The organism is Nocardioides sp. (assembly GCF_044226765.1).
GTDB lineage: Bacteria > Actinomycetota > Actinomycetes > Propionibacteriales > Nocardioidaceae > Nocardioides.
Genome location: NZ_JBGAGJ010000014.1, coordinates 103,248 through 113,515, shown reverse-complemented (window position 1 = coordinate 113,515; position 10,268 = coordinate 103,248). Strand labels below are relative to the sequence as shown.

Annotated in this window: 8 protein-coding genes; 5 read left to right on the top strand and 3 right to left on the bottom strand. The window is 73.1% G+C overall.

Annotated features, from left to right (window positions below; genetic code table 11):
• Positions 1-566: 566 nt before the first annotated feature.
• Genes ACILRH_RS21490 through ychF form a run of 5 tightly spaced genes read left to right on the top strand, consistent with a single transcriptional unit; the run spans position 567 to position 7,369 of the window.
• A complete protein-coding gene (locus tag ACILRH_RS21490; protein ID WP_395696110.1) occupies positions 567-2,942 on the top strand; it encodes a M12 family metallo-peptidase in 2,376 nt (791 codons plus the stop codon).
• Between the two features lie 28 nt (positions 2,943-2,970).
• On the top strand, positions 2,971-4,026 hold the full coding sequence (locus ACILRH_RS21485) for an oxidoreductase (protein WP_395696109.1): 1,056 nt from the start codon (positions 2,971-2,973) through the stop codon (positions 4,024-4,026).
• Between the two features lie 45 nt (positions 4,027-4,071).
• Positions 4,072-5,856 (top strand): NAD-binding protein, encoded by a 1,785-nt coding sequence (locus ACILRH_RS21480; protein ID WP_395696108.1) that lies wholly within the window; start codon positions 4,072-4,074, stop codon positions 5,854-5,856.
• A complete protein-coding gene (locus ACILRH_RS21475) occupies positions 5,853-6,281 on the top strand; it encodes a hypothetical protein (RefSeq protein WP_395696107.1) in 429 nt (142 codons plus the stop codon). Before ACILRH_RS21480 ends, ACILRH_RS21475 begins: the two co-directional genes overlap by 4 nt.
• 11 nt (positions 6,282-6,292) lie before the next feature.
• Positions 6,293-7,369 (top strand): redox-regulated ATPase YchF, encoded by a 1,077-nt coding sequence (ychF, locus tag ACILRH_RS21470; RefSeq protein ID WP_395696106.1) that lies wholly within the window; start codon positions 6,293-6,295, stop codon positions 7,367-7,369.
• 186 nt (positions 7,370-7,555) lie between these two features.
• Here the strand turns inward: ychF and ACILRH_RS21465 are convergent, their stop codons facing one another.
• The 3 genes from ACILRH_RS21465 to selD all read right to left on the bottom strand — a co-directional run bounded on the left by ACILRH_RS21465 (position 7,556) and on the right by selD (position 10,126).
• On the bottom strand, positions 7,556-8,047 hold the full coding sequence (locus ACILRH_RS21465; RefSeq protein WP_395696105.1) for a hypothetical protein: 492 nt from the start codon (positions 8,045-8,047) through the stop codon (positions 7,556-7,558).
• Between the two features lie 222 nt (positions 8,048-8,269).
• Positions 8,270-9,082, bottom strand: a complete 813-nt coding sequence (locus ACILRH_RS21460; RefSeq protein ID WP_395696104.1) for a response regulator transcription factor — start codon at positions 9,080-9,082, stop codon at positions 8,270-8,272.
• 48 nt (positions 9,083-9,130) lie between these two features.
• The gene (gene selD, locus ACILRH_RS21455) at positions 9,131-10,126 is read right to left on the bottom strand and encodes a selenide, water dikinase SelD (RefSeq protein WP_395696103.1); all 996 of its coding nucleotides are present in this window, start codon (positions 10,124-10,126) and stop codon (positions 9,131-9,133) included.
• Positions 10,127-10,268 lie beyond the last annotated feature (142 nt).

The window sequence follows — 10,268 nt, the reverse complement described above, 5'->3', positions numbered from 1 at the left end:
AGCACTCCGCGCCCTGTCCAACCGCCTCGTCGGCATCCTCGACGGCTGCCTACGCAACCAGACGACCTACGACGAGACCACCGCCTGGGCACACCGCCAACCCGCAGCCGCTTGACGCCCTGCACCCCTGGGATATCTAGAGGGGGCGGTCCGTTCCTATGCTGACCACGCCGTCGACGAAGGGGGTCCGCCATGCCGCGACGGAGGTCGGGTCGGCAGGTGGTGACGTGGGCGGCCGCGATCGTCCTCGGTGTCGCGGGTGTGCTGGCGTCGACGCCGGTGGGGGCGGCCCCGCCAGGTGACCCGGGTGGCCGGCCGGCGTCGCTCTACACCGCCGTCCCGGACTTCCGCCCCGACCCCGCCCGCACGATCGCGGTGGCGCCGGATGCGGCGTACGCCTTCCGTGTCGACCTGGCGGGTGCCCGGGCCGCACTCACGGCACCGGGACGCGGGGCCGCGCGCACCTTCTCGCTCCCCGACCCGCGGGGGCGTCTCCAGCGCTTCACCATCGTCGAGGATCCGGTCCTCGAGCCGGCGCTGGCCGCGGCCCATCCCCAGATCACGACGTGGGCGGGCCGCTCGGTCGCCGACCCTCGCGTGACCGTCCGGCTGGACCTGACCCCTCTCGGTCTGCACGCGTCGGTGCGGTCGCTGACCGGTTCGGGCACCTGGTACGTCGCCCGGCGTACGTCGCCCGCGGCGCCTCGACCAACCTCAGCTACTACGCCGCCGACCTGCCGCCCGACGCGGCGGAGCGGACCTTCGTCGAGCGCACCCCCCGGGACGCGGAGGCGGTCACCGGGCTGCCGGCCGACCCCGCCCGGGCGGGCGCCGAGGTCGCCCGCCGCACCTACCGGCTCGCCCTCCTCAACGACCCGAGCTACGCGGCGTACTTCCCCGGCGCGGTCCTGGCGGCGAAGACCACGCTCGTGAACCGGGTGAACCAGATCTACAACGACGACCTCGGAGTCCGCCTCGTGCTCGTCGCCGGCACGGACGAGCTCAACCTGGACACGGAGGCCAAGGCGACGGGGACGAACGGTCCGTGCGGCGCCGGAGCGTGCTTCAGTCCCGGGGCCCTGTCCGGCTGCGGGTCCGCGCTGGACGAGAACCAGTCCGCCGTCGACCGGATCCTGGGCAACGGCAACGCCGCGAACGGCAAGGCGGCCTACGACGTGGGCCACGTCGTGCTGGGCAACGACGGCGGCGGCGTCGCCGGCCTCGGCGTGGTCGGCAACGACGCGCTGAAGGCCGTCGGTTGCACGGGCTTGCCGACACCGACCGGGGACCTCTTCTACGTCGACTACGTCTCCCACGAGCTGGGCCACCAGTTCGGGGCCGACCACACCTTCGCGGGGTCGAACGGCTTCTGCGCGGGCAACCGCAACACGCCCACCGCGGTGGAGCCCGGGTCCGGGTCCTCGGTGATGGCCTACGCCGGCATCTGCGGGTCCGACAACCTGCAGCCGCACTCGGACCCCTACTTCTCGCACGCCAGCATCGCGGAGATCCAGTCCTACCTGGCCACCGTGCCCGGGGTGGGCACGTCGAGCGACAGCGGCAACCACGCCCCCACCGTCTCCGCTCCGGCGAGCCGCACGCTGCCGAAGCGGACGCCCTTCACGCTGACCGCGACCGGCAGCGACACCGACGGCGACGAGCTGACCTACCTGTGGGAGCAGTCGGACCCGGCGGCACGCAACCTGGCCGACCCGGACGCGGGCTCCGGACCGCTGTTCCGGGTCTTCGGCACCGCGGCCGAGGTCAGTGCCGAGGGCGCCCTGGAGTCACCCTCGCCGGGGGAGAACACTGCCACCGGCGACCCGTCGCGGACCTTCCCGGACCTCGCCCAGGTCGTCTCCGGTGACACGAACGCGGCGACGGGGGGCTGCAGCGGGGGTGACGTGGACTGCCTGTCCGAGCTCCTGCCGACCGTCTCGAGGTCGATGCACTTCGTGGTCACCGCGCGCGACGGCTTCGCGACCGGTGGTGGCACGGCCAGGGGCACGGTGACCCTGCCCGTGGATGCCACCACGGGCCCGCTCCTGGTGACCTCGCAGGCCGGCGGCGAGACCGACACCGGTGGCGCCGTCGGGACCGTCACGTGGGCGGTCAACCAGACCGACACGCTCGCCTCGGACGTGGCGATCCTGATGTCGACCGACGGCGGGGTGACGTTCCCGACGACCCTGGTCGACAGCACGCCCAACGACGGTGAGGCGACCGTCGTCTGGCCTGCCGGTGACACCACCCAGGCACGGGTGATGGTGCGGGCGGTCGACAACTACTTCTTCGCCGTCAACACCGCGCCGTTCACGATCAGCGGGTCGGTCCCGCCGCCCCCGGACACCTCGATCACGTCCGGCCCGCCCTCCGGAGGGTTCGCCCTCGCGGACGCGGTCACCATCGGCTTCGGGTCGACGAGCGGGTCGGCGTCGTACGAGTGCACGCTCGACGGCGCCGGCCGCCCCTGCGCGGCGCCGTCCGTGCGGCTCACCGGGCTCGCCCCCGGCACCCATGCCCTCTCCGTGGCCGCGACCGACGACGCCGGGACCGACCCGAGTCCGGCGGTGCGCCGGTGGTCGCGGCCGTACGGCGCCGCAGCGCTCGCGCGGCACGGCTCCTGGACCTCGGTGCGGTCGCCTGCGGCGTACCTCGGCCGGTCCTGGCAGACGCGGACCGCGGGAGCGTCGCTGACGCGGAAGGTGCCGGCCACGACCCGCGTGGCCCTCGTCGTCCAGACGGGCCCGGGGTTCGGCACGCTGCGGGTCGACCTCGGGGGCAAGCGCATCGGCACCGTCTCGACCGCCTCGGCGGTGTCGAGGCACCGGGTGCTGAAGGTGTTGCCCGCGTTCGCGACCCGCTCGGGGACGCTCACCGTGACGACCCTGCGGGGCCGGCCGGTCCGGGTCGAGGGAGTGGGCCTCCTGACCGCGGGATGATCCTCCGGGCATGACCTAGGGTGCCGATATGCGCACTCTCGGGATCCTCCTCACTGCTGCCCTGGCGGCCGCCGGTCCGGCCGCCGCCGCCCACGTGGGTCACCCGCACCCCCATCCCCACCAGGCACCCGCGTGGACGCGGGTCGACGTGCCCACCGACCAGCAGCTGCGCGGCCTGGACGCGGTCAGCGACCGGGTCGCCTGGGTCGGTGGCAGCGCGGGCGGGGTCTGGCGCACCACCGACGGTGGCCGCACCTGGGACGACGTCTCTCCGGCCGGCGCCGACGGGCTGCTCTTCCGCGACGTGGAGGCGAGCAGCGCGCGCACCGCGCTGGCGCTGTCGATCGGTGAGGGCACCGACAGCCGGATCTACCGGACCACCGACGGTGGCCGCACCTGGGTCCAGGCGTTCGTCAACGACGACGAGCGCGCGTTCTACGACTGCCTGGCGATGTACCCGGGTGACCGCTCGGGTCTCGCGGTGAGCGACCCCGTCGACGGGAAGTTCCGGATCATCTCGACTCGCGACGGCGGGGCCAGCTGGCAGCTGGTCGACCCGGCCGGGATGCCGGACGCGGTGCCGGGTGAGTTCGCGTTCGCCGCCAGCGGCACCTGCCTGGTGACCTCCGGCCGCGACGCCTTCCTCGCCACGGGCGGCGGGGCTGCGCGCATCCTGGTCAGCCACGACCGCGGCCGCACCTGGACGGCGCACGACTCCACCATCCCGGCGTCCGACGCCGGCGGCGTGTTCTCGCTGTCGGTGCACGGCCGGGACGGCATCGCGGTCGGCGGCGACTTCACCGCCCCGACGGTCGGCACCGATGCGTCGGCGTACTCCACCGACCACGGGCGGACCTGGAGGAGCGGCGGGGACCTGGGCGGCTACCGGTCCGGGGTCGACCAGGTGCGTCACGGGGTCGCGGTGGCGGTCGGACCGACGGGCAGCGACCTGACCCGCGACGGCGGCCGCACGTGGACGGCCTTCGACGACACGCCGCTCGACGCGGTCCAGTGCGTCGGTGCGACCTGCTGGGCGAGCGGTCCGCACGGCGTGGTGGTCCGCGCGCACGCGTCGATCCGTTAACGCGCCCGCAACCCACGAGGGTTGCGGCGGCGGCACGCTGGGGCTGTGTCCCTACCGCCGAGCCCGTCGCCGTGGTCGGGACACGTGATCGTGTGCGGCCTGCACGACGAGGGGCTGCGCGTCGTGGAGCAGCTGCACGCCACGGGTGCGCGGGTGGTCGTGGTGGACCTGGCGCCCGATCCGCGGCTGCTGGGTGCGCTGACGGGCTGGGGGGTGCCCCACCTCGCAGCGGACCCGCGGGTGGCCGACACCCTGGAGGAGGCCGGCATCGCGACGGCGGCCGCGCTCGTCTGTGTCGAGAGCGACGACCTCCAGACCCTCGCGACCGCGCTGCTCGCCCGCGAGCTGCGGCCGGACCTCCGCGTCGTCGCCCAGCTCCGCAACGCGGCGGTCGGCCGGGCGCTCGCCGACGTCGGCGTCGCCGTGCTCGACGTCGCGCGTCTGGCCGCACCGTCGCTGATCGAGGCCTGCCTGCACACCGGCCGGCGGAGCCTCGACCTCGGGCCGGTGACCCTCCACGTCGTCGAGACCCGGTGCCTGGCGGCGGGCTCGCTGCGTGAGCTGTACGGCGACCTGGCGCCGCTCGCCGTCGTACCGCTGGCGGACGGTCGGGCCCTGATGACGCCGGGCCGCGACACCCGGGTGGCAGCCGGTGACACCGTCGTGGTCATCGGCTCCGAGGAGGAGATCGACGGTGCCGGGCTGGGCTCGCGGCCCACCGTCGCGCCGCGACCGTACGTCGGCGCCCGGGCGCCGCGGGCGGCCGCGACCCGCAACTCCCTGGTGCGCGACCTGGTCGCCGGGGTCGACCGCCGGATCCGGTGGGCCCTGGTCGCGCTGGTCGGGCTCGTCGGCGTCTCGATGACGGCGCTGCTGATCGGCTACCAGGAGCCCGGCGGGCGGCGGATGACGCCGCTCGACGCGCTCTACTTCACGGTGGAGACGATCGGGACCGTCGGCTACGGCGACTTCTACTTCCGCGACCAGCAGCCGTGGCTCAGGTCGTGGGCCATCGTCCTGATGATCGTCGGGGCGACCCTGGCGACCGTCTTCTTCGCCCTGCTCACCAACGCGTTGATCGGTCGCCGCATCGAGGAGACCCTGGGGAGGCGGCGCCTGACCGGACTGGACGGTCACGTCGTCGTGGTGGGCCTGGGCTCGGTGGGCGTGGCTGCCATCGACGGTCTCCTCGCCCGCGGCGTCGACGTGGTCGTGGTCGAGGCCGACGAGGGCAGCCGGCACCTGCCGCACCTGCGGGCCCGCCGCGTTCCCCTCCTGCTCGCCGACGCCACCTTGTCGCAGACCCTCGACGGGCTCCGGCTCGACCGGGCCCGTGCCGTCGCCGTCCTCACCAGCGACGACCTGACCAACCTCGAGACGGGCCTGGCGGTACGCGACCGTCTGGGTCCACGGTGGTCCGACGTGCCGGTGGTCCTGCGCCTGTTCGACCGCGGGCTCGCGAGCACCGTGGCCGGGAGCTTCGACTTCCGGCACGTCCGGTCGCCCGCGGCGCTGGCGGCGCCCTGGTTCGTGGGAGCCGCTCTCGGCCTCGACGTCCTCGACACCTCCTACGTCAGTGACCAGATGCTCCTCGTCGCGCGGATGCGGGTCACCGCCGGCAGCGGACTCGACGGCGTGGCGATGCACGAGCTGGCCGCCGGGCTGCTGGTGCTGGTGATCGAGCGTGACGAGACGGTGCGCCGGCCTCGGCGCGACTCACGCTTCGAGGGTGGCGACGTCGCCTACCTCGTGGGGCCCTACGACCGCCTGCTCCTGCTCCTGCGTGACGCCGCCACCCCGGCCGCCGGATCTGCTTCGATCTCCCCATGAGGCGCACCGTCCAGGTCATGCTCGTCGTCGCCGTCGCGATCGACGTCGCCTACTGGTCCATCTGGTTCACCGACCGCGACGTGCTCGCCAGCGCGCACACGCAGGCCTACTACGACTTCGAGAACGCCTTCCCGCTCGCGGACGCCTGGCTCGGCGTGGCCTGCGTGCTCGCGCTGGTCACGCTCACCCGGCGTCAGCGGTCGGCGGCGTACTGGCTGACCTGCGCCGGGTCGGCCGGGCTCTACCTCTTCGGCATGGACCTCCTCTACGACCTCGAGCACGGCATCCTCACCTCCGGCGGCGGTGGTGCGATCGAGGCACTGATCGTGGCGCTGACGCTGGTCTTCTCGCTGACCGCGCTGCGGTACGCATGGGTGCTGTTCGGCGCCGCCGCTGATTCGGGCGCCGCCTCGTCCCGCCCGTAGACTCGCCGCCCGTGGCTCTCACCATCGGCATCGTCGGGCTCCCCAACGCGGGCAAGTCCACCCTCTTCAACGCGCTCACCAAGAACGACGTCCTCGCGGCGAACTACCCGTTCGCCACGATCGAGCCGAACGTCGGCGTCGTCGGTGTCCCGGACGAGCGGCTGCCGAAGCTGGCCGAGGTGTTCGGGTCCGCGCGGATCCTGCCGGCGACGGTCGAGTTCGTCGACATCGCCGGCATCGTCCGGGGAGCGTCGGAGGGGGAGGGGCTCGGCAACAAGTTCCTCGCCCACATCCGTGAGTCCGCGGCGATCTGCCAGGTGACCCGGGTGTTCCGGGACGAGGACGTCACCCACGTCGACGGCGAGGTCAACCCCGCGAACGACATCTCCACCATCCAGACCGAGATGATCCTCGCCGACCTGCAGACCGTCGAGAAGGCGATCCCGCGGCTGGAGAAGGAGGCGAAGGGCAAGAAGGAGCTCGCGCCCGTCGTCGCCGCGGCCAAGGAGGCCAAGGACGCCCTCGAGGCCGGCACGCCGGTCATCGCCACCGACATCGACCGCGGCCTGATCCGCGAGCTGTCGCTGCTCACCGCCAAGCCGTACATCTACGTGTTCAACTGCGACGCCGACGAGCTCGGTGACGAGGAGCTCAAGCAGCGGATGCGCGACCTGGTCGCGCCGTCGGAGGCGATCTTCCTCGACGCCAAGTTCGAGGCCGAGCTGGTCGAGCTCGGCGACGACGACGAGGCCCGCGAGATGTTGCACGAGATGGGCGTCGAGGAGCCGGGCCTGGAGGTGCTGGCCCGCGTCGGGTTCGACACCCTCGGTCTGCAGACCTACCTGACCGCGGGCCCCAAGGAGACGCGCGCCTGGACGATCCCGAAGGGCGCGACCGCCCCCCAGGCGGCCGGCGTCATCCACACCGACTTCGAGCGTGGCTTCATCAAGGCCGAGATCGTGTCGTACGACGACCTCCTCGAGGCCGGCTCGCTGCTCAAGGCGCGCGAGGCCGGCAAGGTCCGCATGGAGGGCAAGGACTACGTCATGCAGGACGGCGACGTCGTGGAGTTCCGCTTCAACGTCTGAACCGCTTCGGCCGCATCGGAGTGACGCCTCACCCGGTCAGGCTCTTCATGACGTTGTCAGGGGTTGCAACGCCTGACAACGTCATGAAGAGCCTGACAACCCCGGATGAATCCCCGGTCAGCCGGGGATTCATCCGCTTCCCACGGCGAAGCGACGGGCGGACCGCCCGACGCAGGAGGGCCGAGGTCAGCGGCCCCGGTGCGCCTGCTTGCAGGTGGCCCAGCCGGCGCGGTCGCTGATGTCCGCGCGGGCGGTGCCGCCCTGGAAGTCGGGGTAGACGATCGTCGCGTGGCGGTAGACCCGCACGGTCCGGCCCTTCTTCGAGCCGAACTCCGGGGTGCACCGGACCGGCTTGGTCATCGTGATCCTCGCCGGCGCCGGGGTGCAGTCCTGGTCGGGGTTGCAGGGCGCGGTCGTCCCGAAGGTGCCGCGGCCGACCGTCTTGTGGGCGCCCCAGTGCGTCCAGGTCACGTCCTTCATGTAGCCGCCCGAGTTGGCGGTGAAGTAGACGTAGTCCGGGTGCTGGGAGGCGGTGCCGCCCAGGTCGATCCAGTACACCGGCTGGTGCCGGGGCCTGCTCGCACCGGCGTCGGCGCTGGAGCCGGTCGCGACGGTGGCCAGCAGCGCGGCGACGACGGCGAGGGTCGCCGTGAGCGCCACGAGAAGTCTGCTCTTCATGGAATGTCCCCCCTGGTCCATGGCCCGAGCACCGGCGCCGAGACTACCCGCGGATCGACCGCAGCGGGTCGGGTTCACGGACCAGGGAGCGAGGGCGACGACCACAGACGCCGTGCGGTCGTGGGGCAATCCATCCGCACGGCGTCCGCCCGAGGGCCGTCCTGGCGATCGGCTCCCCCGCGGACCGGTCGACAGGGCCGTGGCCCCAGTCCACCGGACGGGCTAGGCCGGTGTCTCGCCGGTTGCAGGTTCCTGCAACGACAGCGCGAGCTCGAGCCGGACGCCGGCCGCGAACCGCGACTGGACGCCGAGGTGGTCGAGGATCCCGGCGATGTCCCCGCGTACGGTGCGCACGCTCACGCCGAGCGTCGATGCGATCGCGTCGTCCCCGACCCCGTTGGCCATCAATGAGATCACCTGCCGCTGCCGCATCGTCAGGTCGGCGATGAGCGCGACGGAGTCGGCGACGGGGAACGCCGCCGCGCGGACCGCCTCCCAGTAGCGCCACGCCGCGTCGACGCAGGGCCGGGAGCGGACGGTCATCACGGTCGCGGTCTCGCCCTGGGCCGGACCCTGCAGCAGGACCTGCGAGCGGTTGACGATCTTCATCTGCACGGGCGCGACGCTGACCAGGTAGGTGCCGAGCGTCTCTCCGGCGAGCAGCGTGCGGGCGCCCGGGGAGATGCCGTCGGCGTCGTACACGCTCACCATCTGCAGGCCGCGCTGGATCAGGCCCCGGGTCCGCGGCAGGCTGGACCGCAGCTCGCCGACGGTGACCGACGGCCGGACCGAGAGCAGGTCCCGCCAGGGCTGCTGGTCGCCGAGCGTGGTCTGACCGCGGTCGCGCGGGTAGGCCACCACGATCTCGGCCTCGTGGGTGCGCCCCCCGGCCAGGGCGTTCGCGATCTCGCTGCGGCGCAGCTGCAGGACGGCGGCCGCGTCCAGCACCGCCTGACGGTCGGACTCGAAGATGCGGCGACGGGGCGCCGCGGGCGCACGTCTGCCGCCCGTGTCGTTGTCCCCCGACTCACTCACGGCTGTATTTTCGGTGAGCCGACCGGTTACCGCAAAGAAACGGCGGTTTCACCGGACCACGACCGTCGCCTCCCGCCGCGGGACCAGCTCGCCGACCACCGGCCAGCCCGGCAGCTCCCCGGCGACGAGCAGGCCGCCGGAGGTCTGGGCGTCGGCCAGCAGCACCAGCTCGTCCTCGTCGACGCTCGCGTCGAGGTGGGGGCGCACCCAGTCCAGGTTGCGCCGGCTGCCCCCGGGCACGTAGCCGGCGGCGTACGACGCGCGCGCCGCCTCGACGTAGGGCACGGCCGCGGCGTCGACCACCGCCGACACCCCGCTGGCCCGGCACAGCTTGAAGAGGTGACCGAGCAAGCCGAACCCGGTCACATCCGTCGCGCAGGTCAGGCCGGCGGCGAGCGCGGCGCGGGACGCGTCCCGGTTGAGCGTCGTCATCACCTCGACGGCCTCGGGGAACACCTCGCCGGTGGCCTTGTGCCGGTTGTTGAGCACGCCCAGCCCGAGGGGCTTGGTGAGGGTGAGCGGTACGCCGGCCGCGCCGGCGTCGTTGCGCAGCAGCCGCCCGGGGTCGGCGATGCCGGTCACCGCCAGGCCGTACTTCGGCTCCGGGTCGTCGATGCTGTGGCCGCCGGCGAGGTGGCAGCCTGCCTCCCGGGCGACGTCCGCGCCGCCGCGCAGCACGTCGGCAGCGAGGTCGAACGGGATCCGATCGCGCGGCCAGGCGAGCAGGTTGACCGCGACCAGCGGGTCGCCGCCCATGGCGTAGACGTCCGAGAGCGCGTTGGCCGCCGCGATCCGCCCCCAGTCGTAGGCATCGTCCACCACCGGGGTGAAGAAGTCGGTGGTGACCACGACGGCCCGGTGGCCGTCCAGCCGCACGACGGCGCCGTCGTCGCCGTTCTCGAGGCCCACCAGCAGGTCGTCTGTCGCATCTCCGGCGGAGAGCACCCCACCGAGCACGCGCTCGAGCTCCCCGGGCGGGACCTTGCAGGCGCAGCCACCGCCGGAGGCGTACTGGGTCAGCCGGATGCCGAGATCGGTCGTCACGTGGTCATCCTCACCGATGCACCCTGAGGCCCAGGGGTTCACGGCGCTTGTGGGGCGACGGTTCCCGTTCAATTGTTGGGCCCTGCGCCGCGTACCGGCCGGTCATCGGTGCAGCGCCAACAATTGAACGAAAGTCGGCAGC